Below are 26,981 nucleotides of genomic sequence, written 5' to 3' on the forward strand. Positions count from 1 at the left end.
AGCATGCTCCAAAAATTTTTGAAGCCGGGTTCAGGTGTTTTTTGATTCGGCGAGCAACATGTTTTCAATTCCTTTCATCAAGGCGTCGGGATTGAAGGAAATACTATTGATTCCCTGTGCGATCAGGAACTGAGCAAAGTTGGGGTTGTCACTGGGCGCCTGTCCGCAAAGTCCGATTTTTTTACCGGAGTTTTTTGCAGCGTGGATGACTTCGCTGATCATGCTTTTTACGGCAGGGTTGTTTTCGTCGAAGAGGCCGCTGAGGACTTCCGAATCCCGGTCTACTCCAAGAGTTAATTGGGTCAGGTCATTGGAGCCTATGGAGAATCCATCGAATATTTCCGCAAATTCCTTGGCCAGGATGACATTGGAGGGGATCTCTGCCATTACGTAAATCTCTAAGTCCTTTTCTCCTTGTTTGAGGCCAAAGGATTCCATGATCTTGATGACTTTTTTGCCCTCTTCCAGCGTGCGGCAGAATGGGATCATGAGTTTCACATTGTGGAAGCCCATTTCTTCCCTGACCCGTTTCATTGCCTCGCATTCCAGGCGAAAACCTTCCTGATAGCGCTCGTTGTAATACCTGGAAGCCCCTCTAAATCCCAGCATGGGATTTTCTTCCTCCACTTCAAACTGCCGGCCCCCGATGAGATTTGCATATTCGTTGGTTTTGAAATCACTCATCCGGACGATCACATCCTGGGGATAAAAGGCTGCGGCAATCATTCCAATAGATTGGGACAGCTTGTCCACGAAATATTCCTTTTTGTCCTCATAGCCGAAGCAGAGTTCCCGGATTTGCTTTTTGACAGCTTTATCCTTGAGCTTGTCAAAGTGTACTAAAGCCATGGGATGGATCCGGATGCTGTTGTTGATGATAAATTCCATCCGCATCAAGCCAACTCCCCTATTGGGATAAAAGGATAGATTAAAAGCCTGTTCCGGGTCCGCCAGAATCAACATGGGATCGGTTTTGGGCATGGGCATATTTCGGAAGTTGTGCTTTCTGGTTTCCCAGTTCAACTTCCCCTTATAGACTTTCCCTGTCTTTCCACCTGAATTATCCAAAGTGATCAGATCCCCGGTTTTGAGGAGGGAAGTGGCATTTTCAGCCCCCACGACTGCAAGGGCTCCAACTTCCCTAGCGACGATTGCGGCATGGCTGGTACGTCCTCCTTTGGCGGTGATGATGGCTCCAGCTTTTTTCATAATGGGATCCCAATCCGGGTTGGTCACTTCAGTAACTAGAATTTCCCCTTTTTTAAGGAGTTGTGCTTCTTGGGGAGATTGGAGTACCCGTACTTTTCCCGAAATAATCCCAGATCCAATAGAATTACCTCGCACTATTTCTTCGCCCTTTTCCTTGAGCAAATATTCCATAACAAGGAAGGGGTCCCGTTCGGAATGAATGGTTTCGGGCCTTGCCTGCACGATGTAGAGCTTTTCGCTTTTTCCATCCTTTGCCCATTCTATGTCCATGGGAACTCCATAATGCTCTTCAATCAAAATAGCCCAATCGGCAAGTTCTGTTATTTCTTCATCATTCAGGACGAACTGACGCTGTTTTTGAATAGGAGTTGGGGTATTTTTGACCCCGCCAGTTTTGGAATAGATCAGGGTTTGGGTTTTGGAGCCGGTTTTTTTGGAAAGTATGGCTCTTTGTTTCTTTCTCAGGCCTGGTTTATAAACCAAAAATTCATCCGGGATTACTTTTCCCTGAACGATATTTTCCCCCAGCCCCCAACAGCCAGTGATCAGGACCACCTCTTTGAATCCTGATTCCGGCTCGATGGAAAAACAAACACCGCTGCTGGCTAAATCCGCCCGGACCATGACTTGAACTCCTACAGATAAGGCAATTTCAATTTTATCGAAACCTTTGTCGATTCTGTATTTGATTGCCCGTGCGTTGTAAAGAGAAGCAAAACAGGAACTGACAGCATGAAGCAAGGCCTTCTCTCCTTGAATATTGAGAAAGGATTCATGTAGTCCTGCGAAACTGGCACCGGGAAGGTCCTCGGCTGTAGCGCTGCTTCGGACTGCCAAATCAGGCTTGAATCCATTGGATTTCTCTAATTCAGCATGTGCCTTTCGGATTTCCTTTATAAGTTGTTCGGGAATATTTCCACTCAGGATTTTCTTTTTAATCCCATTGGAAATCGAAAGAAGATTTGAGTAATTGACTTTGTCGAGTTTGTCCAGCTTTTCCTGTATCACTTCCGCAAGCCTGTTTTCTTCAATAAAAAGTCTGTAAGCGTCCGCAGTAAGTGCAAATCCATCGGGGATTCGTATGCCTTTTGGGGTCAAATTTTGATACATTTCACCCAAAGAGGCGTTTTTTCCTCCGACTAAGGGCAGATCTTTAATCCCTACCTGCGAAAATTTTTTGATCAAGGCTTCCATGATTTTTGAATGTATACAAAAGTTAAGGAATGATTTTCTTATAACTGAAAGGAATTATTCATTCTTCTTTTGTTTAGAGTCAAAACAAAATTCTGAATTAGTCTTCTGCTTTAGTATTGTAGTAAATAAAGAGGAGAGAAGGCAAAACAATTATGTATATATGACTATACCTATAAAAATTGTACTTGATTGATATTTAAGAGAGTTTTTTTAAAAAAAAGAATATTGAATCTAACAAGTAGAGCCCGGAAATTAGGTGATAAAAATCACTTTTTTCTGCAATTCTTGTCAACTTTTAGTTCCGTTGGTGCCTCTACATTTGATCTATCAAAAGGAAAAAACCAAACCTTTAAACGTTATGAAAAGGTCAAATCTAATAGGAAACCTGATACTTATGGGACTGTTGCTATTCCTTGGTCTACAGGTTCAAGCACAACAAACATTCAAGCTTTCTGGAGTTCCTGAGATAAAAGTCTCCGGTACATCTACCATCCATGACTGGCACATGGTTGCAAAAGATGGAATTAAAGGCCAGGCAAGTGTAAGTCTGGAAAACAACAAGATCTCCGGGATTCAATCCTTGGTGCTGGAAGTGCCGGTAAAGAGTCTGAAAAGCGGTAAGTCCTCTATGGACAAAAATGCTTACGAGGCCCTTGTTATGGAAAAATTTCCAGTGATCCGGTTTCAACTCCTTGAGGTCAACCAAATCACAGGCGATCTCATCAAAGCCAAAGGTAAGTTGACGATATCCGGCACTTCTCGGGATATCACAATGGATGTTCGCTATAAATTGACAGGGAACACGGTACAGTTTACAGGAACCCATCCCATAAAATTCACACAGTTTTCATTGGATCCGCCTACTGCGGTATTCAATACCATAAAAACCGGGGATGAACTCAACATCTCCTTCAATACCACATTTTCCCAAGAAATTAATCCTTAATTCAAATTAGCTATGAAAAAGCATCTAACATGGTTAAGTGCTGGAGCATTTGTGCTCGCATCTTTGACCTCCGGGGCGGTTTTTGCCCAGGATCAGGAAACCGACCTTCAGTATTTTAGACAAAACAGCAAAGAAGGTCTGAATGTATTCGAAACTCCAAAAGAGGCAAAAGGTACTTTCGAGAAAGTAAAAGTAGTAGTAGGGGGTGATTTTGCACTGCAATTCCAGTCTATCAACCACTCCAATGCATTGAACAATCTGGTGGATCTGGGTTCTAATATCAACCTTCCAACTGCCAACTTGAATATCAATACCCAATTGGCTGATGGATTGAGATTGCATCTGAGAACTTATCTCTCTGCCAAACACCACAACGAAGCTTGGGTAAAAGGCGGTCACATGCAAATTGACAAGCTGGACTTCATCAAGCCGGGCTTCTTGGAGGAATTCATGAAAGTTGCCACCATTACCGTCGGTATGGATGAGTTCAACTATGGTGATGCTCACTTCAGAAGATCCGACAACGCAAGGGTACTATTCAACCCATTTGTAGGTAACTATATCATGGATTCATTTTCAACAGAAGCATTTGGTGAAGTGACTATTCAGAGCAATGGATTCATCGGAGTGGTAGGTGTGACTAACGGTAAACTTAACCAGAGCGTGGTAGTAAATTCAACTACTGACAACAAACTGTCCTTCTATGGTAAACTTGGCTTTGACAAGCAGATCAATGAAGATTTCAGATTCAGGTTGACAGGTTCTTGGTACATGAACAATGGGCTTTCTACCGGTACTTACCTATACGGTGGTGACCGTGGCGGCTCCAGATACTATGGTATAATGCAGGCATTGGAAGGTACAGCCAGTGACTTTGAAGGCAGATTCAACCCAAGATTTAAGCAAATGACTGCGATACAAATCAACCCTTTTATTAAATTTAAAGGATTGGAGTTCTTCGGAATTATCGAAAATGTTGGAAACTCCGAAGATCAGGGTAACGGATCTTTCACCCAATTGGCTGGTGAAGCGCTCTATAGATTCGGAACTACCGAGCAGTTTTACCTAGGTGGCCGTTACAATACTGTATCAGGAAATTCAGTTGAAAACGGAGACGATATTAAAATCAACCGTGTGAACATTGGCGGTGGTTGGTTTATGACTAACAACGTGTTGATCAAGTTGGAATACATGAACCAGCAATATAAGGAGGGCTTTGCCGCTGACAGCAAATACAACGGCGGTGAATTCAAAGGTGTGAATATTGAAGCTGCTATCAGCTTCTAAGAGTAGAATTTTAAAAATCAAAGCCGGCTCCTGAAGGAGTCGGCTTTTCAAACGTTTCAGGCCATGTTGACAATTCCCAGTATCTGGCTTGCTTTGGGCATGTTGCTAGCAGCACCTGCCAAAGACAAAGAGGTGACCCGATGGAAAGTATCTACCGAAAGTGTAGTGGAAATCCTTGGGAGTACCAACGTAAACGAATTTGAATGTAAATCCATCAGCTACCAAGGACAGGATTATCTACTGGAGACTTTTTATCCTGACAGAAACCAAGTGGAATGGACCGGGGAAATTGTTCTCTCTTCCGGAAATTTTGATTGCTTCAATAAGCTGATGACCCGAGATTTTTACCAAACTGTGAAGGGTGATGAGCATCCAGAAATCCGCGTTCGCTTTTTGGACCTAGTCCGTGAAAACCGCAACTCTTCCCATGAGACTCTAAGTGGAAACGTGGAGATCACATTGGCAGGTGTTTCCAGAAGATTCCCGATTACCTGTGGTTTGATCTCTTCCAAAAACGGCAAAGCCGTTCTCAACGGTGTACAAACCGTGACTTTTTCAGAATTTCAAATTGACCCTCCCGTCAAGTTTTTCGGAACTGTAAAAGTGCAAAACGCCATCAGCGTGCAATTTGGCTTGGTGCTGGAGGAAGCTTGATCGGACTTATACTGTCAATTCTATCCAATTTCCTTCCGGGTCTTCTATGATACTTTCATAATACCCGTCACCAGTAGTTCGGGGTTCTCCGATTATGGTAACTCCTTCTTTTCGGAGTCGGTGGGTATAGGCGTCCACCAGTTCTTTTGATCCTAAGGAAAGGGCAAAATGCGCCAAGCCGATTCTATTGCCCCTATTTTCGCCATGAATAGGAATATCCGCTCTGTGCATCAATTCCAATCGGCTACCGGAGTCAGTACTTAAAAAATAGGAACTAAACCCCTTCTTAGCATTGGTATATTTTTCACCTGCGGAAAAGCCCAGACTGTTGCAATAAAAGTCCTTTATCCGCTCCAAGTCATTTACCCATATAGCGAGGTGTTCAATTGTCATTTTTGTGGTTTTAAATGTAAAGGCTTTTGCTTCTCAGTCCCATTCTCTACCAACTGGGATCACTTTCCAGTTTTGGTCAAAGTAGGGAGTCTGTGAGTAAAACCACTGATACATAGCCCGGGGCGATTTGGCAAATTCCGGATCAGTAGCTTTTTTCTCCTCAAACCTGCTTTTTAATTCAGGGTTCTCCTGCAGCATTTGGGCTATCAACGGCTCCATGATATAGGTCTCCATGTATTCAGTCTGGCTGAAGATAGTATTGAAATATCCCCATTGGAAAAAACTGTCTACTGATTCGGGTTCCATCAGAATGACTGCAAGTTCACCCAAAGCTTGGTCCGTTTTAATCCTTGCGGATCCGGCCGGAAGGGTAATGGTCCTGCTTTCCTTTTCCAGTTCAAAGGACTGTACTCTCATTTTTCCCTCATAAGGCTGAGTTCCCATTTTATAAGTTGTCACTTTTGGAAATTCCAAAGTGATGCTCTTTGGAGAAGAAAGGATTTCCAGTTCTATGCCATGGGTTTTGAGTTTGTCAATCAGGTTCCCCCATTCCGAAGAGATCCAATAGGCTTTGGGCACGGAGACATCATAGGCAGGCTTGTCCATGAGAAGGGAGGGGACTTGCTGGGTAATGGATTTCCCTTCCCAGATGACATAGTCATTCCCGGTAATAGTGGATGTTTCTTTTCTTGATGCTATGCCCTTAAACTCCATGGTATCGGCCGGAGCATCCCGAAATGCATATTTAACAGTCAGGGATTCCTTGGCTTGAGCTTTGTCTTTTTTTACTGCTTCCTGAACCTCTCCAAAATGATCTGCTATGGTCCAAATTGCCTGCTCCAAGAAGATATAGGTTCCCAGGACTCTTTGCTTAAATGGCTTTAAGGAATGGTTTTCGATCAAAATCGAGGGTAAATGCCGGATATCCCCATAGGTGTGTGAGAATCTAGGGCTAAAAGAAAAAGCAACATTGCCTTCTGAAAAATCCTCATTGTTGGCTGCAAAGAGCAAAGGACCGGGGATATGGCCCCAGTCTTTCAAAGCCTGATCAACTTCCGGCTGGAAAATTTGAGAAAGGAATTCGCTGATCGCCGGGGAATAGCCTCCGGTTTTTACATATCCGTAGGTCACATCATATTGGTAATCGGCCCCGTCAGTCACATGCACATCCACGTACAAATCCGGGTCGTAGGCATTGATGACTTCGATGACCGCTTTTGCTCCGGCAGTTTCTATTTTCGTAAAATCCCGGTTGAGATTCAGGTTTCGAGCGTTGGTTCTCCATCCCATAATTTTTGGCCCACGCTGGTTGACACGGCTAAACTCACTGGCCCGCTCATGTCCGTCTACATTGAGTATAGGAATGAACAATAGATTGGCTTCATTGAGCAATTCCCGCTTTCCCCCGAAAGCAATATCACGAAGCAGCATCATGCCGGCGTCTTTTCCATCGATCTCACCGGCGTGAATTCCTCCGTGGAATAAAATCAGCGGCTTAGGAGATTGTGCCAACTCGGCGGCGGTGAAGTCCTGGTCTGCCGATGCAATAATCATCTGAATAGCCCGGCCCTGTTCACTTTTTCCGATCTGATTCATGGCAAAAACCGGAGTGGCTTCCACTAGTTTTTCACACCAGGCCATCGTTTCATCATAGTCTGGCGACTCAGTTAAGTCGCTCAATTCCCCGGGAGTAATCCAGGGATTGGATGGGTCTGCAATGAGACTTTCGGATTTGCCATTCCAAGGAAGCAATGGAGGAAGAACTGCCTGTGCGGAGGCCTTGGCGGATGCCAAAAGAAAAAGAAAAAGAAGCCGGATTTTCATACAATTGGGATTTAACGGAAAAATAAAAGCTCAGATCGGATTTTCCGACCTGAGCTTTTTGATTTATGTGATTTTGTTCCTCTGGGGAAGGTTTCATTCTATTGAAGAAGACTCCATGGCTCAATTTGAATTGTACATGAGCTCGTAATATTCCTTGGCCATTCTGTTGCTTTCAAAGTGGGCTTTTACGTCGCGCATGCCTTTTTGAACCAATTTTCTCCAAGCCTCCTCATTGGAATAGTACAAGGGCAAAATTTCATTTTCCAAGACTTCGAATAGTTTATTCATGTCATAATTGTCTTGCTCTTGAATATTCATGGCAGAATAATTGGCGGGAGGGACGATAAAACTGTTTACGTCACGATCTGCGAATTCGCAGATCCAACCGTCAAAAGTCGAGAAATTGACACCTCCATTCATCGCTGCGGTCATCCCCGAAGTTCCTGACGCTTCTCTAGGAACTCTGGGATTATTGAGCCAAATATCCGAAGCTTGCTTCAATCGCTTGCTTAGTGTGAGTTCATAGCCCACGCAAACCGCCACATTGGGATAGTTTTTACTGAGGTGGACCAGGTGATTGAATACGGAAATAGCGCCATAATCCATGGGGTAGGGTTTTCCAGCCCAGATGATCTGCACAGGACGTTTGGTATTCTTCATCAGCTCATCAAATCGCTTCAGATCTTGTGTGATAAGATCAGCCCTTTTGTAGGTGGCAAACCTTCTTGCCCAGACTATGGTCAGTATATCTGGATCGAAGAGTTTGCCTGTCTGGTCTGCCACAATCTCAAAAGCACGTTTTTTGAGATACCTCTTGCGATCCTTGAATCTTTCTACATCCTCTTCTTCCAAGGATCGATACAGTTGTTTGTCCGCCCAATATTTGAAATTTTGGGCGTTGGTGATGTGTGTGATCTCAGGAATATCCGAGTATTTACTCCACATATCCCTACTTACCTGCCCGTGGAGTTTGGATACTCCATTGGCTTTTCGAGCGAATCTCAGAGCTGCCAAACTGTGATTGAATACATCCCCTTCCATTCCGGTAAGCTGTCGTACTTCATCCATGCTAAAGCCGTTGAAAAAGCTCATTTTATTGAGCAGAGACATATCGTGTTTTTCGTTTCCGGCCTCTTCTGGCGTATGGGTTGTGAAAACCAGCCTTTTCTTTACTTCTTCCTTGCTTCCGAATTTTTTCATTAGGTGGAATACCGAACTCACTGCATGGGCCTCATTGAGGTGGTATACATCCGGATTGAAATTCAATTCATCCAAAAGCTTGGCCCCTCCGATTCCCAGTAGGAGGCACTGGGCTACCTTGGCGGCAGTATCAGAGTCATAGAGTTTGTGGGTAATGGTCTGACTCAGGTAATCGTTTTCAGGTAAGTCGGTACTCAATAAAAAAAGTGGAGCCGAGTTGAAGGTTTCTGGCGCCAAGTACCAAGCTTTTACCCAAACAGGGTTGTCATGGACGATAATTTGGTATTTGATCCCTGTATCCTGTAGGAAGCTGTAGGTCTTTTCGTACCACTCTGGCTTGAGGGTTTGATCTTGGTTTCGGCTTTGATCATAATATCCGTACTTCCATAATATACCTATCCCGATAAGATTTTGGCGGAGTTCGTATGCACTTCTCAAGTGGGAACCAGAGAGGAATCCCAGTCCCCCCGAATAAATTTTCAAAGGTTGGTGTATGGCAAACTCCATAGAGAAGTATGCTACGCGTTTGGAGTATTCTGGAGCAGTCTCGTATGGGACGCAGAAGTTTCTAAAATCAATCATATTTCTGGTTTGAAGGACGCCAATTTATAGCAAAAGCGTTCCCCATCACAAAGAGTAGAAGAAAAAAACCGGTTGTTTTTTATGCAACCGGTTGAAATTGATTAAGATGGCAATGCTGCTAGCCCATTTTGGTCAGGTTTGTTTTTTACTTCACAATTATCGTTCAAAACCATCGTAGCTCCTTGGTCGGAATTGTACACCGGCCAAGAGGGAAGACTACCTTCATTTGGGTTCCCTGTCCGCATGAACGCCAATAGGGAAGAGGACATCTTTTCAGAAAGAGCCCTAGGTCGGCTACCTCCCCCCGTGTGGGTGTACATGCGGTCTGTATTGTCAAACCAGAAGCAAATGTCTATGCAGTGAAATGCCTTCATTCGCCCGTCATACAGGTTTGGTTCCCAACCGAACCAAGCCAGATAAACCGGTGCATCTTGCTGTGATTTTGCATTGGCCGTACGGATAGCTCCCTGTCGGTTGGAGAGGATCATAGCCCAGATATCCGCAGGAGATTCATTTGGAAAATCTTTTCTATAGGCATCTACAATTGCTTGGGATTGATCTCCGAACCTTCCCTTGATTTGCTCTACTACCCCATCGAAGTCGATTTTTTCCAACTCGGCATTGGTTCGGGTCGGATTCCATTCGTGGAAAGTAGTACATACCATCAATGGCATTTCCTCGGCATGGGTAGAGGTTTCTGAAAAAAACTCGCCTTTGGGAATATGAATTCCATCGGCAACTGGTCCAAAACCACCCCGGAATCCGGGCTGAGGAAATTCTTTTCTCATTCGGTCCAGAGCTTTGTTGGCTACATCCAGATATTCCCTCCATGGCATTTCGTGGAGTTTGTCCAAACTATCGGGAGTCAATCCAGCAGCTTCCATGACGTATTTTCCCAAAGTTCGGCTGTAATCCTGGTCATTGGCTGTCAGCATGCTGCCGCTGAGGGCCACTCCTTTATGAACCAATCCTTTGGAGGCTGGCATGGCCATGGAGCAGGTTACTTTGGCACCTCCTCCGGATTGACCCATAATGGTGACATTGTTCGGATCTCCTCCAAAATTGGCAATGTTGTCCCTTACCCATTGGAGGGAAGCAATGATGTCCAACATGCCTACATTTCCGGAATCCTTGTATTTTTCGCCTCCTACTCCAGAAAGGTCTGTAAATCCTATTGGTCCCAATCTATGATTGATGGACACAAATACCACATCGCCTTTTTTGGAGAAATTCTCCCCATGGTACCCATCTTGCTCGATTCCGTTCCCGTTGGTGAAACCCCCTCCGTGAAGCCAGACCATCACCGGGCGTTTTTTGCCATTGGCAATAGCGGGAGTCCAAACGTTGAGTTTTAAGCAGTCCTCACTGACATCATCATAATTCCAGTGGTCAGCAAAGGAATAATGGACATTGGCGTAGCGGTTGTCCATGATTTGGGGTGCGGTATTTCCCCACCAAAGGGTAGGTTTGACGTCGGTCCAGGGCTCTGGTTTTTTTGGAGCCATGAACCTGTTTTTACCTGAAGTGTCTGCTCCATAGGGAACTCCCAAAAATGTATAGACACCATTTAGGATATAGCCTCTTATTTTCCCAAAACTTGTTTCGGCTATGGCAATATCATCTCCGATTTGGAGAAACTGATCCTGTGGAGCCTGATTGGAGTCTGTTGGATTAGTGCTAGCATGGGAGGCAAAAGGAACTGTGGCCGCTAGGGTGCCTACCCCAACTTTTTTGAAAAAATCTCTTCTGTTTGTTTTCATGGAGGTCTTGGTTTAAAGGGTTATTGTTTCATTAGGAAAAAATAGAAAAAGAAATTGAAAATCAAGCGGATAATTTGACCGATGGTGTTTTGCAAGGCAAAAAAATAGCCGGCTACCCGATGGGAAGCCGGCTATGGCAATTTTTCAATGCCTTGATTTATTGTCCAACCATAAATATGGCATTGCTCAAGACCAGTTTTCCGGATTCCCAGAAACCTCTGAAAATCGGGTTGTCTACAAAATAGACCATATGGCCACGTCCCTGTCTTTCAGAGCCGATTGCCATGGATTCACCCATTTTAGACTTGATTTTATAGCCGATGTATCCGGTTCTATAGGAATCATTGGAAAGGATTTTTCCTGCATTTACTCCATTGGTCAGGTATGCGAACTTACTGGAGTTGTTTTTCAGCGTGAAGAATTTTCCTTCGGTTCCATAGCCCAATGGATGGGTTTCATCCATTTCCACCTCATAAATGGCTCCGGCCGCTCCACCTGCAATTGCTAGTCGCTCTCCTTCCTGATAAGGGGCCAGACGCTCCATTTTTGCCAAGGCTTCTGCAGCTTTTTCAGCTTCTTTTTTCTCCTCTTCCGTGTCATAGGTTTTCAGGGCAAAGCCTTCCTGGTTGGCAAAGAAATTCAAAGCCCCGTCTATGGCAATCAGTTTTCCTCCAGCTTTGACCCAAGCGATTACTTTTTCCTGTGCTGCTTTGCTGAGGCTGCCACCTCGGGTTGAAGGCAGGATCAATACATCGTACTTGCTTAGATCATAGCGGCCCAGATTTTCCATTTCCAGGTTGGAAAGCGGGTAGTTTAGATCTGTTTCAAAGAAATGCCAGATTTCTCCATAGTTTAGGGAGGAGGTTCCATCACCTCCGACCAGTGCAACCCTCGGTGCCTGGATAATTCGGATATTTGGAGAGCCAAAGTCTTTTCCTTCCTCCATGTACCCGGTTTGGGTTGTCTCCAGGGTTATGCCAAATTTATTGGCTGCCTCAGTCACCTTTTTGTCAAAGTCAGCTACGTATTCATTACCTCCCTTGGTGATCAGCAAGGTTCCAGCCGGGAAGCTTTTTCCTTCGGTCTTGAAAGGAAATTCAGGGTATTTCACGCGGATTCCCTGATTAAGAAGTGAGGCCAAGAAGGCAGCATCTCTTGTTCCGTTCCATCTTGCTATGTAGGCAACAGGGGTTTTTCCAGCTACATTTTCAGTAAATGCCGGTTTTTCATAAGAAGATGCCGGATCCAATCTGCTTTCAAGGGCATAGGCTTTCAAATTGTAGGCATAGGGAAGTGCCCAACTGGTGATATCATAAGTAATGCTGTCATTCAGCTGTGGGTTGGGCTCAAAAAACACCTGTGCCAAAACGGACTTAGGCTGATAGGCAGAGATCACAATATCTTGATTGCTTGTAGCGAAGGAGGCGGCTTTTCCACTTTGGTACTCATAGCCTTTTAGACCGGATTTGTTTCCAGCCGTTCCATAGCGAATGCCGTTTTTGTCCAATAGTTCCAAAAGTTTGGCTACCTGAGCAGGATTGCTGTCTCCTTTGATGACGAAGCTCTTGTACTTTCCCTTGGGGTTGGATGCGTTTTCTTTGTAAAATTTTGCGTATTCCTCCAGTAGCTTGTCAGCATTTTGACTGGTCACTTCTGCTGCGGACATGGCTGCGGTGTAATGACCCTCGATGCGGTAGCTCAGGGTAACCGTATCACCCACAGCGTTGAATCCACCTCGGCCGGCCTGACCGCCACCACCTTGCTCTATGGTCATCCCAATAGCTCCGTTGTACATGGGATAGGTGTCTCCGTAAGATGGATAAAGCAGGTCGAAACGCTCTTTGGTGAAGTAGAAGCGACCCATTTCGTCAAAATACTTCGCCGTGTTTTTACCGAAAATATCCTGGAATTCATGCTGCCACACAGTCAATTGCTCATGCAAAGGCTCGGCTGCAGGAGCCATGTAGAAGGGATTGTTGATGCCCTGCTCATGGAAATCCAGATGCAGTTGAGGCATCCATTGCTGATAGATTTTCAGGCGTTGCTGGGATTCGACCTGTACCTGCCATGCCCAGTCTCTGTTGAGGTCAAAGAGATAGTGGTTCGCTCTTCCTCCTGGCCAAGGCTCATTGTGCTCCATGGACTGTAGATCCGGCTGCAGGGTAGTGTTCATCTTCTGGTTGTACCACATGGCATAGCGGTCACGGCCATCAGGGTTGATGGCAGGGTCCATGATGATGACCTGGTTTTTGAGCCATTCCTGGGATTTGGAATTGCTCGGATCGGCAAGGGTATGGAAAGCAGAGATGGCGGCTTCCATGCCTACGGATTCATTTCCGTGCACATTGAAAGACATCCAGTTGATAGGAATAGCGGTGGAAGGGGTGCCTTCCATCAGTCCGGCTCTTTTGAGGTTGTCGGTACGGATTTGTTCCAGATTTGCCATGTTTTCCGCACTGGAAAGAATAGCAATAATCAGGGGGCGCTTTTCATTGGTCTCCCCGTATTGGATGAGTTTTACATTTGGGTTTTGGGCAGCTACATGCTCAAAGTAATCCAACATTCTATGGTGAGGGGTAAAGCGGTCACCGGGTTTGTAACCGAGAAACTGCTCCGGAGTCTGGATCTGTGCCTTGGCAAAGCCAATAAAGGCCAGAAGAATCAGGGTAAAGAGTAGGGATTTTTTCATACAGGAAAATTTCTTTGAAAGCCGAATTTAGAATTAAATACCTGCACCCAAAAACCGAAGATGGAAAAGAGGTATTTCAGTCGGACTGGTGATTTTCCTTCTGATTCGTAAAAAATATTGGATTGCCTCGACTTTAAGGGAGAGGTTAAATGAAACTCTCCCTCAAATACTTCGCAGTATAATTCCCTTCTTCTTTTGCCAAATCCTCTGGGGTTCCGGCAAATGTCAAATGTCCTCCTTTATTTCCTCCTTCAGGACCCAAGTCAATTACCCAATCGGCAGATTTGATTACCTCGGTGTTGTGCTCGATGATGATCACGGAGTGACCCTGGTCAATCAGGGCATTGATGCTTTGAAGCAACTTGCTGATATCATGGAAGTGTAGCCCCGTAGTTGGTTCGTCGAAAATAAAGAGGATATGATCCCCTGATTTTGTGCCGCCTTTTCCCAGAAAAGAAGCCAGTTTCACCCGCTGGGCTTCCCCTCCTGAAAGAGTGTTGGAGCTTTGTCCCATGCCGATATAGCCCAAACCTACCTCTTGCAAGGGCAAGAGACGGTTGATGATTTGGGTTTTTCCCTTAAAGAATTCCAATGCTTCATCGATGGTCATATGGAGGACATCAGAGATGTCTTTGTCCTTGTATTTGACATCCAGGATCTCATTCTTGAATCGCTTGCCTTTGCAGGATTCACAGGTCAGGTGGATATCTGCCATAAACTGCATTTCCACAGTAATGGTCCCTTCCCCTTGGCAGGCTTCGCAGCGTCCACCATCCACATTGAAGGAGAAAAAGGCAGGCTTGTAGCCCCGTTGTTTGGAAAGCGTTTGTTCGGAGTAAAGAGTTCGGATGGCATCATAGGCCTTGACATAGGTCACCGGATTGGAGCGGGAGGATTTACCGATTGGATTTTGATCCACAAATTCCACCTGCGTAATGCGCTTGTAATCCCCTTCGAGCTTTTCGTATTTGCCGCTTTCATCGATTACCGTTCCCAGCATTTTGCCTAGGGCAGGGTAAAGGACTTTCTTGATCAGTGTGGATTTGCCAGATCCTGAGACACCAGTGACCACAGTCAGTGTATTCAAAGGGAACTGTACCGTAAGATTTTTCAGATTGTTTTCCTTTGCACCTTTGACGATGATGGAATCCTTCCATTTGCGGTTGCCTTCCTTGTTGAAAATCTTTTCCTCTCCCCTCAGATACCTTGCTGTATGGGTTTGGGCACTGGTGATCAGTTCCTCTATACTACCCTGGAAGAGCAATTCCCCTCCATGTACCCCGGCATCCGGTCCAATATCAATGATCTGGTCGGAGGCTTTCATCACTTTTTCCTCATGCTCTACCACAATCACGGTATTTCCCAAATCCCGGAGGGATTTCAAAACCCCAACCAATCGATCCGTATCCCGTGGATGAAGGCCTATGCTGGGCTCATCCAGAATATACATGGACCCCACCAAAGCCGAACCTAATGAAGTTGCCAGTTTGATGCGCTGATATTCCCCACCGGAAAGGGTGGAGGTGAGTCGGTTTAAAGTCAAATAACCCAAACCCACCTGATCCATAAATTCCAATCGGCTGCTGATTTCTTTGAGCAAACGGTTGGCAACTTTGGCCTCGTGTTCCGCAAGTTTCAGCTGTGAGAAAAATGCCAAAGCCTCATCGATTGGCATCAGTACCAAATCGGTGATGGACTTCCCGTTGATTTTGACATAGGAGGCATCTTTTCTAAGACGGGTTCCCCTACACTCAGGACAGGTCGTTCTCCCTCTGAAACGGGAAAGCATCACTCGGTACTGGATTTTGTGGGTTTTGGTTTCCAGTTCCTTGAAAAAGGCATCCAAACCTTTGAAATACTTGTTTCCGGTCCAGAGCAGTTCCTGCTCCTTTTCGCTCAGGTCTTCATAGGCCCTGTGAATCGGGAAGTCAAACTCAATTCCTTTTTTCAACAAAGGATCCAACCAAGATCTGGAGGATTCTCCCCTCCAAGGAGCAATTGCTCCTTCGTAAACGGAAAGCTCTTTGTTGGGAATCACGAGGTCCGGATCTATTCCCAAAACATTTCCAAAACCTTCGCAGCGCTTACAGGCTCCGTAGGGATTGTTGAAGGAGAAAAAGTTCACTGATGGAAGTTCGAAGCTCATGCCATCCAACTCGAATCGATCCGAAAACTCCCGGGTTTCCTTTTCTGGAACAGTGATTTTGCAATCTCCATGGCCTTCGAAAAGTGCGGTTTGGACCGAATCTGCAATGCGGAATTGATTGTCCTCATCGTCCTTACGAACCGAAACGCGGTCAATGAGGACTTCATACTTGCCTTTGGGTATTTTCTTTTCGGAGAGTAAGTCTTCAACAAAATAAGCTTCCCCATCAATCAAAATTCGGGTATATCCTTTTTGAAGCAGGATTTCCAGTTCCTGCTCAACTTTTCTTCCCCGAGCGACTTGAAGTGGGCAGGAGATCATGACCTTTTCTCCTTCTTCCAAAGAAAGGATGTAGTCCACAATGTCAGAGACCGTATGGTGTTTTACCTCCTTGCCGGAAATGGGGGAATAGGTTTTCCCGATTCGTGCAAAAAGAAGTTTCAAGTAATCGTAAATCTCGGTGGTAGTACCCACAGTCGAACGTGGGTTTTTGGTGCTGACTTTTTGCTGAATGGCGATCGCCGGAGCCACTCCCTTGATGTACTCTACATCTGGTTTTTCCATTCTTCCCAAAAACTGACGGGCATAGGAACTCAAACTCTCCACATACATGCGCTGTCCCTCTGCAAAAAGCGTGTCGAAGGCCAAAGAGGATTTTCCGGAGCCGGAAAGCCCCGTGACCACCACAAATTTATTTCTGGGGATGGCTACGCTCAGGTTTTTGAGATTGTTGACCCGGGCGTTTTTGATGATGATGTATTCCTTAGGGTCGAGAGAATCGAGATCTGTTTTTGCAGAAAGGGTGCTCAAAGTCATAGCCGGCAATTTACAAATGAAACAGGGGAAGTCCTCGAAAAGTTAGAGACGAAGTTGGAAATGTTCGCAGGATATTGGTCATGAAAGATCAGGGTTTTCTGATTAGAGGATGGTTTTAGCAGTTTGATTAGCCTTATAAGACTAACCCGCTTGAAGACAAAGACAACAAATTTCCTTTTCTTCGCAGTATGGATTTACAATTTCTCGAGGAAGGGATTAGGGAAGGCCTGGCGGCAATGACTTGGCTGGAAGCAGTGGCCGTGTTTTTTGGGATTGCCTCTGTGTTTTATTCCATGCGGGAACATATTTGGGTGTATCCTACCGGGATTATATCTACTCTGATTTATGTGTGGATATGTTTTCAGTTTAAACTTTATGCCGACATGGGCATCAATGCCTATTATTTTTCCATGTCCATCTATGGATGGTATGTGTGGAGCCATCCCCAAAAAGATCAAAAGACCTTACCCGTCACCTGGCTTCAGCCGAAGGGTTGGTTTTATTCACTACTGATCTTTTTTGTCTCGTATGTTGTTTTGGTCTACGTGTTGACCAATTATACTGACAGTGACGTCCCTTATTGGGATTCTTTTACCACAGCTTCGGCTTTTGTGGGGATGTGGCTGATGGCAAAAAAGAAAGTGGAAAACTGGATTTGCTGGATCATTACCGATTTGGTGTCGGTACCCTTGTATTTCTATAAGGGACTAATTTTGACCTCTTTCCAGTTTCTTTTTTTTACCATATTGGCCGTGATTGGATTATTTGCCTGGATCAAATCAGCTAGAAAGTATGAAGTCGCCTAAACGAGTTTTGATTCTAGGTCCTGAGTCCACGGGCAAAAGCACTTTGGCTTCTGATTTGGCCGCTCATTTTGGAGAGCCTTGGGTGCCGGAATTTGCGAGGGAATACCTTGAAAATCTGGATAGGCCCTATGAATATGAGGACTTATCCACAATGGCTTTGGGGCAAATTGAATCAGAGGATAGTCTTGCCAAGCAGGCTAGGGAATTTCTGTTTTGTGATACGGATCTGAGAGTTATCCACATTTGGTCGGAACACAAATATGGGAAGACAGAGTCGTGGATTTTGGAAGAAATTGCAAAAAGATCTTACTCCCGAATTTTACTAACAGATATAGATCTCCCTTGGGAGGAGGATCCTTTGAGGGAGCATCCTGAACCTAAGATGAGAAGCTATTTTTTGGAAAAGTATAAACAACTTGCCATGGAAAGTGAAATTCCATTTTTGCTGGTTAGTGGTGGCCGATCCAAGCGATTAGAAAAAGCCCTGGAATTTATCCAAGGCTAACTTTTACCATTTTCCTAGGGATAAGGTAGCAGCTTCCACCAGACGCATCATGTCAGGATGGGCATTGTTGTTGAGGATGATGATGGTTTTGTTTTCCTCGATAAAGCGGACAATGATGGTCTTATATCCAGGATTGCTTCCCGTGTGCATAACCATTTTTCCAAAGGGACTTTTCGGCTCAATTTCCCAACCAAATCCATAATAGCTTCTCGTTCCGTCATTTAGTTTGAAGGGGGTAAAAGCCTCCTGCAGTTTTGAGTTGGGAAGCAGGCGTCCGCTATACAAAGCCTGATCCCAAATCAGCAGATCCTGGGCATTGCTGCTTACTCGGCCAGGACCTTTTCGGTTTCCCAACCAGATGGTATAATCTGAAGAATGGAAGCGGTTGGCATTGACATATTTATTGGTTTCATCCAACAGATGTCCCGCTGCAAAATTTGGGACTGCGGCCTTTTCCTTAGGACTTCGGATATCCGTATTCTTCATGCCCAAGGGTTTAAATATCCATTCCCTGGCCAATTCCACAAAATCTGCCCCCGCTGCTTTTTCCACAATGCTTCCAAGTACCACATAGCCTGTATTGCTGTATTCGTATTTTTCTCCGGGTTCAAAAAGCTTGGGGGGTGCATACTTTCTCAGATAATTCAAAATTTCAGGATTTCCGGCCACCTTGTTTTTGTCCCAGTGCTCATCCATAATGGCTTGATAGTCCGGTATGCCTGAGGTATGGGTGAGGAGATTTCTGATGCTGATGCCCTGATAGGGGATGTCCACATACTTGGAGACCGGGTCATCGAATTGCAACAACCCTTTCTCCTGGCAGAGCATAATCAGCATGGCGGTGAACTGCTTGGATATGGAGGCCATCTCAAAGATGTCATCAGTTTGAAGAGGGATTTGTTCTTCAAAACTTCTCATTCCAGCGGCTTTTTCAAAAAGAATCTCTCCTCCTTCTGCTACTAAAATTACACCGGAGAAGCCTTCCGAGGAAGCGCGGATAAAAGCATCTTCCAGGATTTTTTCTTGGGCAAAAACATTCAGTCCTGCTAGTAGGAAAATTAGAAATGTGGATAACTTTTTCATTTTTTATTCATTTGGTCTTGAATGAACTGAAAGGCTGCTTCATAAGCAGAAACCCAGTTGCGGTGTAACAAGAAGGAATGGACCTCATCTGGAAATACTAATTGTTCCACATGAACTCCTTGCTTTCGCAGGACCTCTGCGAGTTCCACACTTTCAGAAAAAAGAACATTTCGGTCATCATCACCATGTATGAGCAACACCGGATCTTTCCACTTATCCACATGACTCATTGGGGAAGATTTGAAAGCCAATTCAGCCATTTCCGGGAATTTTTCGGGTTGATACCAGGAGGCAAATACCGGGATGTCATTGTTCCAGTTGTGAACCCCGTGAATATCCACTCCGGCCAGAAATTTGCCGGGGCTTTGAGAGAGGGCATGTGCCGTCAAAAAACCGCCATAACTACCTCCCCAAGGGATTATTTTGGACTTATCCACATCGGGACGGCTGGCTAGGTAATCAGCCACTGCCATTACGTCCCTTACTTCACTTGCTCCTCCGGCTCCATAATTTTCTTCCTCTCTGAATTCCAGCCCATAGCCAATTCCGCTTCGGTAATTGAGAGAAACTGCAATAAAGCCCTTAGAGGCAAAATACTGTTGCATGGCGTAGGCATTGCTGTAGTATTGGGAGTAATTGAATCCCAATAACATCTGTCTGCGGCTACCGCCGTGAAGAAAAATCACCGCTGGGTACTTCTTGGATGGGTCATGGTCGGAAGGAAGGAATACCTGCGCTCTTGTCTTGAAACCATCGCTTGCTGTGAGGTCAATCCCAACTGGAGTGACTAGATTTTGTGGATAACTTTTAGGATAATGATTTTCTGCCAAGGCGGATTGCTTCCCATATTGGCGAATTTGGGGCCAAGCAGGTTGTGTAGCTGAGGCAGAAATAAAGGCAAGACCATTTTCCAGGCTAACGGGTCCCCAGTTGATTTTTCCTTTTTCGGAAAGGTCTTCCAAAGAATAGTTTTGTAGATCCAGTCGAAGGATTTTTCTTCTTTCGATATCCCCGATATTGGTGGTGAGCAGCAATTCCCCCTTGAGGTACGAAGTGTTCACTTTTTCCACAATTCCATGACCGGGTGTGAGGTGTTGGGTTTCTCCCGTAGCGGGGTTCAGTGCATACAATTGGACCCAGCCATTGCCTTCCCAAGGGAAGACCAATTCTCCCTTCGGGGTCCACCAAAGTCTTTCATTTTCGGCAGGGAGATCTCTTACAACCACACTGCCAATTCCTGCCGGTGCCTTCCAAACCTCCTTTGCCTGTAAGTTATCCACATTCAAAACACGGATGCTCCAGGGATTGGCCTCTCTATGCGAAGTGAAAGGAAGTTTGTTGTTCACGTTAGGGACTCTTAAGTAGGCCAGCTTTTTCCCATCTGGACTCCAACTCGGGTAGGAATCATGGTCCAGGCTTGTCTCGGGATAAGTCAAGGTCTTCTGCTCCATGTCCCAAAGTCCCACATAGGAATGGTCTCCCCGGTTGGACACGAAAGCCAGTTTTTTTCCATCTGGGGAAAAAGTGTAGTGAGAAACCGAACCCCTTGCAATAAACAACTGCTTATTTTCCCTGCTTGAATCGCCGAGGTTTTTGATATAGAGGTTTTTGCCGATTTTGAAAACAACTGAGGAACCATCTGGAGAAAACTCGGGGCCTGAACCAAGGGTCAGTAAACTACTTTCCATGGAACTGAGGTCGATTTTATGGATTTTAAAATCCGTGTTTTCCTGAAGTTGGGCTGGATTTGCTGCCTCTCCTGCAGGGTTCCGGGAATTTCCTCTCACGAAAAGGAGCGTCTTGCTGTCCGGTGAAAAAGTCAGGTCGGCGATTCCCACTCCAATATCCCCTTGATAATCGGTGATTTGGCTTGCCTTAAAATCAGGCGCTTTTGCAAAGAAAACATTTCGTTCTCCTTCATCATTGAAGACCCAGGCGATGCTCTTGCCGTCGGGGGAGGCAACCAGGTCTGTTGGGAAGGGTGCGGCTAGGTAGTCGGCGATACTTTGAGCCTGGGTGAAATGTAGGCAAAGAGCGAGAAGGAGAAGCAACAAAGGTTTTTTCATAGTCAATCCGTATACAATCTAAGTTAAGGATTATCCCGAATGAAATTTGGTCTTTTGTATGCTTTGGGCACAATTCCTTGCCAATGGTCAAAATGATCAGGGATTTAGGATGGGAATCCTTAAATTTTCCGTATACATGTGATCTGCTATGAAAAGACTTATCTTTTTTGGAGGACTTTTTTTATTCCTCAATACCTGGACATATGCTCAGGTTTCCCAAGCCTATAGGGACAGTATCAATCGTCTTTCAAAAGAAGACCATAACCTGATGATGCAGAGGCTCGGAATTGATAGTCTTCGACCGGGGCCTTCAGGCAATCCTCAGGCACCGAATGCGGCAAATTCGGATGAAAGTAAAGTTAGGCTCGTGAATGTTCCTGACCCTTTGATTTTTGAAGATGGATCAAGAGTTAAAAATCCAAGTGACTGGGATAGGAGAAAATCGGAGCTGTTCGAACTTTTTGACCGGGAAATGTATGGTCGTACTCCTAAAACAATACCCGGAGTCCGATGGGAGATAGTCTGGGAAAAAGATACTCTGATAGGAGGGATCTCTACTCATTATAAGAAAATGAAAGGAATTGTGGATAACTCAAGTTATCCGGCAATTTCGGTTTCCTTGGATTTCGAGTATGCCCTTCCAAAAAATGTGGATAAGTCGGTTCCTTTGGTTTTGGAGTTTGGATGGGTTTGGCCTTTAGGAGTGCAAAGACCTCCGGCTCCTCCCGGACCCACTTGGCAAGAGCAAGTGTTGGCTCAAGGATGGGGATATGGAATTCTTATTCCTACCAGTTACCAAGCCGATAATGGCGCAGGATTGAATTCGGGTATTATTGGTTTGGTAAATAAAGGGCAACCAAGAAAGTTGGATGACTGGGGAACCCTGAAGGCATGGGCCTGGGGAGCGAGTAGGGCCTTGGATTATTTATCCACAGATCCAAAAGTGAATTCAAGAAAAGTAGCAATCGAGGGATTGTCACGGTATGGGAAAGCTGCCTTGGTGACTTTGGCATATGACGATAGATTTTCAATTGGGCTAATTGGTTCATCAGGTGCCGGCGGTGCCAAATTGCTGAAACGTGTTTTTGGAGAACAGGTAGAAAATCTCGCTGGCTCCGGAGAATACCATTGGTTTACCCCGAATTTCATCAAATATGCTGGGCCTTTGAACCAAGATGATCTGCCCATTGATGCCCATGAATTAATTGCACTCTGTGCTCCTAGACCTATGTTTATTTCGGTGGGCTCTCCAACTGTGGAGGGACAGTGGATTGATGGAAAAGGTATGTTTGATGCCGCGGTTTTGGCAGGGCCTGTTTATGAGCTTATGGGAAAAAAGCCCTTGCCTGTGAGTGAGTTTCCACCTATTCAAACGAATTTGGCAGAAGGAGACTTGGCATTCAGACAGCATGAAGGAGGACACACGGTTGGCCCTAATTGGCCCTATTTCATAGAATTTGCCAAAAGGTATTGGGAGTAAAAAGAAAAAAACCTCTGCTTAAAAGTAGAGGTTTTTCTTACTTGTAAGTATTCAGAGTTATTCCCAGATGTAGATTTGTGAACCAGGAATTCCCTCAAAAGTCAATCCTCCGGTTCTTAATGAACTTTCAAATTGCTTGGCTACCGCGATTCCGTGTTGCCCAGAAAAGCGGATTTTTGAGTTTTGGATCAACAAGGATCCTTGAGGAACATTGTCCACAGTGATTGCCGCAGAGAAATTGTTGCTCATGGTTTTTCCGGCATGAAGAATTTCTGCATACTGAATATAATTTTGAGTATTGTCTGTAGAATATGTGATGCCATACCATGAACCACTGCTTTCTTCAGTTCCTTTAATAGTTACCGGAATATTCGGTTGTCCTTCGATTGTCAAATAGCCTAAACGTCCGTTGGCATTTTGGACATCAATTCTTGAACCTGGTTGCATTTTGATCGTCACTCCTTCCTTAATTCTCATTCCAGATTGGATCAGAAGGTCTTTCCCTAATCCTTTGATTACATAAGGGGTTTGGTTGGCAAAACCTTTCCATACAATTTCCCCACCGTCTTTGGCCAGAGCAGTAAATCCATCCACTGCCACCTCGTTGAAGCCGTTGTTGTCCATCACGGTCATGTAATCTAGATATTCAACCATAGCCGCAGAAACAGACAATGGGTGGCCAGCTTGGTTTCTGATGATGTTTCCACTCATCTGAAGTTGCAGGTTAGTTGCCACGGCTTCCATCCCATGTCCATCTCCGTGATCTATTACAGTTCTTTCCATTTTCAAGAATGCCTTATTGCCCAGTTTGATGGTAGCTGCTTCCTGTCCTGCAATTGGATTGCTCCCAGCGTGGTTGATCCGAGCCCAAATGATACTGCTTAATTGCGTATTGGAGTTCTCAATATAAATGCCTCTCCAGGCGCCTGCTTCCTTGGTCTTTCCTTCGATTACCACAGGGGCGGTTTCTTCTCCAAGAATTCTTAGGGCAGAAGATGCAATGACCCGAATGGCTTTGTCATTTGCCATGTTGAGGTGGGCACCATTGGAAAGAGAGAGGGTCGAACCATTGTAAATAACCAAGTCATCCAACACATCATATTCCACATCAAAAGTTGGCCAATAATTCTGGAGGCCGTTAAGAATTTTTCCTTCAGTCACCTGTATGGCGCCATTCTGAAACTGATTTTCAGAGAACAAATCTGAAACTATGCGAGCAGGAATTTGCAATGGAGAGGTGCTGTTGTCGAAAACCTGGTTGTTTTTGAATTCGGAAATAGTGGATCCGATTTCCATGATCACACCTATTCCTTCATTGTTGTGGATTTTTGAGTTGGAAAGGAAAATAGAAACTCCCTCGGCGAACTTTATACCATACCCTAACTTTCCAGCATCTCTTATTTCAATCCCTGATAGGTATTCTAATTGGTTTTGAGAAAGAATTTTGATCCCGTCCCAGAATCCTTTTCCGGGGGTTTTTCCCTGGAAAACGATGGGATTGTTTTCATAGTCAGCTGAATAGGCTTTTAGAAAGCCATTTTCTGCAATAAGCAATTCAGCACCTTCTTCAAATCCGATGCGAACGCCGGGCTCAACGGTTAGTTTTGCACTTCGAACCGCAATGTCTTTGGTCACTAAGTAATCCAGTTTGTTGGCATCCGATACAAAAACATTGGTAAGAGTCCGGTCTTCCAAAATATCTGCATTAAGGATTTGAGGGTCCTCATTGGAGCTCCCTGATATGATGGTGATTTTCACCAGATCCTCGGACTTTTGGCTTCCTGAAGTCAAGGTCAATTTTAGCGTATAGTCCCCAACCTTGTCAGGGCTGAATTGAGCCAAGAGCAGTTCAGAGTTTTGAAGGCTTGCAATGCTGGCATCAGGCTTACTGATGATTTCCCAAAGAACAGTGGTGGCTTGTCCATTTTCAAACACTGAATTTGTGCCGTCAAGGGCAATAGACTGGGTCAATTCTGTTACTCTGTCTTCTCCTGCTTTAGCTACCAGGTTAGGAAATGGATTTTCATTGATGGTGATGGTTACTCGATCTGTATCCTCCCAGTTTAGGAAAGAAACGGTAAGTTGGAAGACATAATCACCGGTTTCAGAAGCCACAAATTCTACCTCCGCTTCATCAGTTGCTGAAATGGTCACCTCTGCACCTGAGGGTTTTTGGAGTAATTCCCATTCGTAACTCATTCCTTGGCCTGTAGAGTTGGTTGAGTTGCTCCCATCCAAAAGGCTAGAACTCCCTAAAAATCCCTCCGCTGCATCTCCTGCATCGGCTGTAAGGGGGTTGACGGGACCGTTGTTTTCTTCCATACAACTCGCCACAGCGAATATTACTGATAGCCAAAAGGCCATCACTTTGAATTTTGACATAATTAATAGATGGTTTAGTTAATCTGAAATGGAATGATTTCCCTGCATGGATTGGAAAAGGCACAAAGAGGTTGCACTGAGGGGGAAAAATCAGAGGGTTTTTAAAGGGAAAAATTTTCTGATTAAAAAACTCACTTAGAAATTGTTGTGGACTGATTAAAAAAAAAGAGGCTTCCAATTTCTTGAAAGCCTCGGGATTTAAATTTTTTATATAGTTAATCCATTCCTCCTTTTCGGGTGGGAGATCTTTTTACTGGCCAAGTGGTAGGCTCACCGTTTCTACCCACTGGGACACGCACTTCTCTGGAAACCAACTCAGGCTCTTCGCAAGCCATGTATACCATGATTGCTGCCATGATAACGTTGTTTTGCACATCGTCAAAAACAATCTTGTCATAGGTGTCCAAATTAGTGTGCCAAGTGTAGTTGAAGTAGGACCAGCTCAGGGAACTTAAGCTGAATGCCGGAACTCCTGCGGCTACAAATGAGGCGTAATCAGAACCTCCTCCACCAGGATTTCCAGGGAAGGTGGTTTGGATATCTTTTGTGATTTCTCTAGGCACTTGGTTCATCCAACGGCCTAAGTATTCATAGCTGTCCACAAAACCCTGTCCGGACACATTGGCTACGCGTCCTGTTCCATTATCCTGATTAAACAAGGCCTGGATTTTATCCATCATTTCCGGGTGATCTTCTACGAAAGCTCTTGATCCGTTCAGTCCTTGTTCCTCAGATCCCCAGTGTCCAACCAAAATGGTTCTTTTTGGATTGGGATATACTTTTTTCAGGATCCGCATCACTTCCATCATCATAATGGTACCGGTTCCGTTATCTGTGGCCCCAGTGCCCCCGTCCCAAGAGTCAAAATGGGCGGAAAGCATCACGTATTCATCAGGCTTTTCAGAGCCTTTGATTTCGGCTATTGTGTTGAAAGTTGGTACAACTCCAGTCTCTGTAGACTGTGCATTTAAGTTAATTACCGGCTTCTTTCCACTTTCCGCTAAACGGAAAAGCATTCCATAATCTTCCAGGGAAAGGTCAACAGTCGGTACTTTTTTGGTGTATGCCGAAAAGATTTTATTTGCGCCAAATCCCCTTGACCAATAGCTGGTGATGATACCCAATGCTCCTGCATTTTCAAGAGCTGCCGGCAATTCACGTCTTCCCAGTCCTGTTTTTTGAACCCGATTAGTCCAAGCCTCTTCGAAGGCAGCACGTTCCGCTTTCATTTTTTCAAAGGATTCTTCAGTGGCCCATTCTTCCCAGTTATAATCAGGTCGTCCTGTAAGTTGGGGAGCTGAGATCATCACGTATTTTCCTTTGGCATTGGGTAGCCAAGCCTGAAAAGCAGCTGAGTCAGCCAAGTCAGGAAGTAAGATTACCTCCCCTTTTGCTCCTCCTTTGGGAGAGGAAGGTGACCAGGCAAGCTGGGTTCCTGCCAGAGAGCGAACCCAAGGTTCCACCATATCGATATGGGTGATTCCTCTGTCCCATCCTCGCCATTCTCCCCACTGTTCATTTCGGGCTTCTATTCCCCAATTTTGGTAGTTTTCCACTGCCCAAGCATGGGCTTTTTGCATTTGGGGAGACCCAACCAGACGGGGGCCGATGCCATCCATTAGCTCATGACCCAAAGTTTTCAGATGGGAGTTTTCCCGGGCTTCCTGAATTATGTTTTCAATGACTTGGTCTTGGGCTTGTGTCTGTATGCCAAAAAGCAATAGGAGCCCCAATCCTAAAAAGAAGTGTTTTTTCATCTGTATGTTTTTCTTTTAAATGTTCAGATGGAATCTCGCATGGAAAATAAGCATCTCAGCCTGAGACGTTCTTTTCATGCTTGATTTCATGTTCTTTGAGTTTATATAAAATAAAAGTATTTCATGTGAGGAGAATTATTCCAACCGTTGGTGGATATTTGGGGGAGGCCAAATGAAATTTCGGAAAAAAGCTCGGGCTCTA

Annotated in this window: 17 protein-coding genes; 6 read left to right on the forward strand and 11 right to left on the reverse strand. The window is 45.0% G+C overall.

The window, feature by feature from the left end; genetic code table 11:
- Window positions 1-30 precede the first annotated feature (30 nt).
- A complete protein-coding gene (ppsA, locus tag P2G54_RS02480) occupies window positions 31-2,403 on the reverse strand; it encodes a phosphoenolpyruvate synthase (protein ID WP_275867856.1) in 2,373 nt (790 codons plus the stop codon).
- 358 nt (window positions 2,404-2,761) lie between these two features.
- On the opposite strand from ppsA, the gene P2G54_RS02485 reads away from it, so the two are divergent.
- The 3 genes from P2G54_RS02485 (at window position 2,762) to P2G54_RS02495 (ending at window position 5,290) form a co-directional block, all read left to right on the forward strand.
- Window positions 2,762-3,349, forward strand: coding sequence for a YceI family protein (locus P2G54_RS02485; protein WP_275867858.1), 588 nt, complete (start codon window positions 2,762-2,764; stop codon window positions 3,347-3,349).
- A 12-nt stretch (window positions 3,350-3,361) separates the two neighbouring features.
- Window positions 3,362-4,636: a hypothetical protein gene (locus tag P2G54_RS02490; RefSeq protein WP_275867860.1), complete on the forward strand. Its 1,275-nt coding sequence runs from the start codon at window positions 3,362-3,364 to the stop codon at window positions 4,634-4,636.
- 63 nt (window positions 4,637-4,699) lie between these two features.
- Window positions 4,700-5,290: a hypothetical protein gene (locus P2G54_RS02495; protein ID WP_275867862.1), complete on the forward strand. Its 591-nt coding sequence runs from the start codon at window positions 4,700-4,702 to the stop codon at window positions 5,288-5,290.
- 6 nt (window positions 5,291-5,296) lie between these two features.
- Here the strand turns inward: P2G54_RS02495 and P2G54_RS02500 are convergent, their stop codons facing one another.
- From P2G54_RS02500 to uvrA, 6 genes are all read right to left on the reverse strand, one after another.
- Complete coding sequence (locus P2G54_RS02500) at window positions 5,297-5,683, reverse strand: VOC family protein (protein ID WP_275867865.1); 387 nt, start codon at window positions 5,681-5,683, stop codon at window positions 5,297-5,299.
- A 33-nt stretch (window positions 5,684-5,716) separates the two neighbouring features.
- Window positions 5,717-7,507: a M14 family metallopeptidase gene (locus tag P2G54_RS02505; RefSeq protein ID WP_275867867.1), complete on the reverse strand. Its 1,791-nt coding sequence runs from the start codon at window positions 7,505-7,507 to the stop codon at window positions 5,717-5,719.
- Window positions 7,508-7,627: 120 nt separating this feature from the next.
- Entirely contained in the window at window positions 7,628-9,289 is a 1,662-nt protein-coding gene (gene glgP, locus P2G54_RS02510; protein WP_275867869.1) for an alpha-glucan family phosphorylase, read from the reverse strand.
- 101 nt (window positions 9,290-9,390) lie between these two features.
- Window positions 9,391-11,049, reverse strand: coding sequence for a carboxylesterase family protein (locus tag P2G54_RS02515; RefSeq protein WP_275867871.1), 1,659 nt, complete (start codon window positions 11,047-11,049; stop codon window positions 9,391-9,393).
- A gap of 157 nt (window positions 11,050-11,206) precedes the next feature.
- Window positions 11,207-13,738, reverse strand: a complete 2,532-nt coding sequence (locus tag P2G54_RS02520; RefSeq protein WP_275867873.1) for a M14 family metallopeptidase — start codon at window positions 13,736-13,738, stop codon at window positions 11,207-11,209.
- A 145-nt stretch (window positions 13,739-13,883) separates the two neighbouring features.
- Window positions 13,884-16,700, reverse strand: coding sequence for an excinuclease ABC subunit UvrA (gene uvrA, locus P2G54_RS02525; protein ID WP_275867875.1), 2,817 nt, complete (start codon window positions 16,698-16,700; stop codon window positions 13,884-13,886).
- 188 nt (window positions 16,701-16,888) lie between these two features.
- Here uvrA and pnuC point away from each other — a divergent pair, with 188 nt between their 5' ends.
- Together pnuC and P2G54_RS02535 are read left to right on the forward strand one after the other, a co-directional pair.
- Window positions 16,889-17,506: a nicotinamide riboside transporter PnuC gene (gene pnuC / locus P2G54_RS02530; protein WP_275867877.1), complete on the forward strand. Its 618-nt coding sequence runs from the start codon at window positions 16,889-16,891 to the stop codon at window positions 17,504-17,506.
- Window positions 17,493-18,011: an ATP-binding protein gene (locus P2G54_RS02535; RefSeq protein WP_275867879.1), complete on the forward strand. Its 519-nt coding sequence runs from the start codon at window positions 17,493-17,495 to the stop codon at window positions 18,009-18,011. The genes pnuC and P2G54_RS02535 overlap by 14 nt, the downstream gene beginning before the upstream one ends.
- Before the next feature lie 3 nt (window positions 18,012-18,014).
- On the opposite strand, the gene P2G54_RS02540 is transcribed toward P2G54_RS02535, so the two are convergent.
- Both P2G54_RS02540 and P2G54_RS02545 read right to left on the reverse strand, forming a co-directional pair.
- Entirely contained in the window at window positions 18,015-19,094 is a 1,080-nt protein-coding gene (locus P2G54_RS02540; RefSeq protein ID WP_275867881.1) for a serine hydrolase domain-containing protein, read from the reverse strand.
- Entirely contained in the window at window positions 19,091-21,160 is a 2,070-nt protein-coding gene (locus tag P2G54_RS02545) for a prolyl oligopeptidase family serine peptidase (RefSeq protein ID WP_275867883.1), read from the reverse strand. The genes P2G54_RS02540 and P2G54_RS02545 overlap by 4 nt, the downstream gene beginning before the upstream one ends.
- A gap of 148 nt (window positions 21,161-21,308) precedes the next feature.
- Between P2G54_RS02545 and P2G54_RS02550 the strand changes: the two genes are divergently transcribed.
- Window positions 21,309-22,640 (forward strand): acetylxylan esterase, encoded by a 1,332-nt coding sequence (locus tag P2G54_RS02550; protein WP_275867885.1) that lies wholly within the window; start codon window positions 21,309-21,311, stop codon window positions 22,638-22,640.
- A 57-nt stretch (window positions 22,641-22,697) separates the two neighbouring features.
- On the opposite strand, the gene P2G54_RS02555 is transcribed toward P2G54_RS02550, so the two are convergent.
- Window positions 22,698-25,022, reverse strand: coding sequence for a hypothetical protein (locus tag P2G54_RS02555; protein ID WP_275867887.1), 2,325 nt, complete (start codon window positions 25,020-25,022; stop codon window positions 22,698-22,700).
- A gap of 215 nt (window positions 25,023-25,237) precedes the next feature.
- Window positions 25,238-26,779: a M20/M25/M40 family metallo-hydrolase gene (locus P2G54_RS02560; protein ID WP_275867889.1), complete on the reverse strand. Its 1,542-nt coding sequence runs from the start codon at window positions 26,777-26,779 to the stop codon at window positions 25,238-25,240.
- Window positions 26,780-26,981 lie beyond the last annotated feature (202 nt).

This window comes from Algoriphagus sp. CAU 1675 (assembly GCF_029222925.1).
Taxonomy (GTDB): Bacteria; Bacteroidota; Bacteroidia; order Cytophagales; family Cyclobacteriaceae; genus Algoriphagus.

Excerpts from the sequence above, each read along its gene's own strand:
- ppsA (WP_275867856.1), bottom strand. The coding sequence starts at position 2,403 with ATGGAAGCCTTGATCAAAAAATTTTCGCAGGTAGGGATTAAAGATCTG.
- P2G54_RS02485 (WP_275867858.1), top strand. The coding sequence starts at position 2,762 with ATGAAAAGGTCAAATCTAATAGGAAACCTGATACTTATGGGACTGTTG.
- P2G54_RS02490 (WP_275867860.1), top strand. The coding sequence starts at position 3,362 with ATGAAAAAGCATCTAACATGGTTAAGTGCTGGAGCATTTGTGCTCGCA.
- P2G54_RS02495 (WP_275867862.1), top strand. The coding sequence starts at position 4,700 with ATGTTGACAATTCCCAGTATCTGGCTTGCTTTGGGCATGTTGCTAGCA.
- P2G54_RS02500 (WP_275867865.1), bottom strand. The coding sequence starts at position 5,683 with ATGACAATTGAACACCTCGCTATATGGGTAAATGACTTGGAGCGGATA.
- P2G54_RS02505 (WP_275867867.1), bottom strand. The coding sequence starts at position 7,507 with ATGAAAATCCGGCTTCTTTTTCTTTTTCTTTTGGCATCCGCCAAGGCC.
- glgP (WP_275867869.1), bottom strand. The coding sequence starts at position 9,289 with ATGATTGATTTTAGAAACTTCTGCGTCCCATACGAGACTGCTCCAGAA.
- P2G54_RS02515 (WP_275867871.1), bottom strand. The coding sequence starts at position 11,049 with ATGAAAACAAACAGAAGAGATTTTTTCAAAAAAGTTGGGGTAGGCACC.
- P2G54_RS02520 (WP_275867873.1), bottom strand. The coding sequence starts at position 13,738 with ATGAAAAAATCCCTACTCTTTACCCTGATTCTTCTGGCCTTTATTGGC.
- uvrA (WP_275867875.1), bottom strand. The coding sequence starts at position 16,700 with ATGACTTTGAGCACCCTTTCTGCAAAAACAGATCTCGATTCTCTCGAC.
- pnuC (WP_275867877.1), top strand. The coding sequence starts at position 16,889 with ATGGATTTACAATTTCTCGAGGAAGGGATTAGGGAAGGCCTGGCGGCA.
- P2G54_RS02535 (WP_275867879.1), top strand. The coding sequence starts at position 17,493 with ATGAAGTCGCCTAAACGAGTTTTGATTCTAGGTCCTGAGTCCACGGGC.
- P2G54_RS02540 (WP_275867881.1), bottom strand. The coding sequence starts at position 19,094 with ATGAAAAAGTTATCCACATTTCTAATTTTCCTACTAGCAGGACTGAAT.
- P2G54_RS02545 (WP_275867883.1), bottom strand. The coding sequence starts at position 21,160 with ATGAAAAAACCTTTGTTGCTTCTCCTTCTCGCTCTTTGCCTACATTTC.
- P2G54_RS02550 (WP_275867885.1), top strand. The coding sequence starts at position 21,309 with ATGAAAAGACTTATCTTTTTTGGAGGACTTTTTTTATTCCTCAATACC.
- P2G54_RS02555 (WP_275867887.1), bottom strand. The coding sequence starts at position 25,022 with ATGTCAAAATTCAAAGTGATGGCCTTTTGGCTATCAGTAATATTCGCT.
- P2G54_RS02560 (WP_275867889.1), bottom strand. The coding sequence starts at position 26,779 with ATGAAAAAACACTTCTTTTTAGGATTGGGGCTCCTATTGCTTTTTGGC.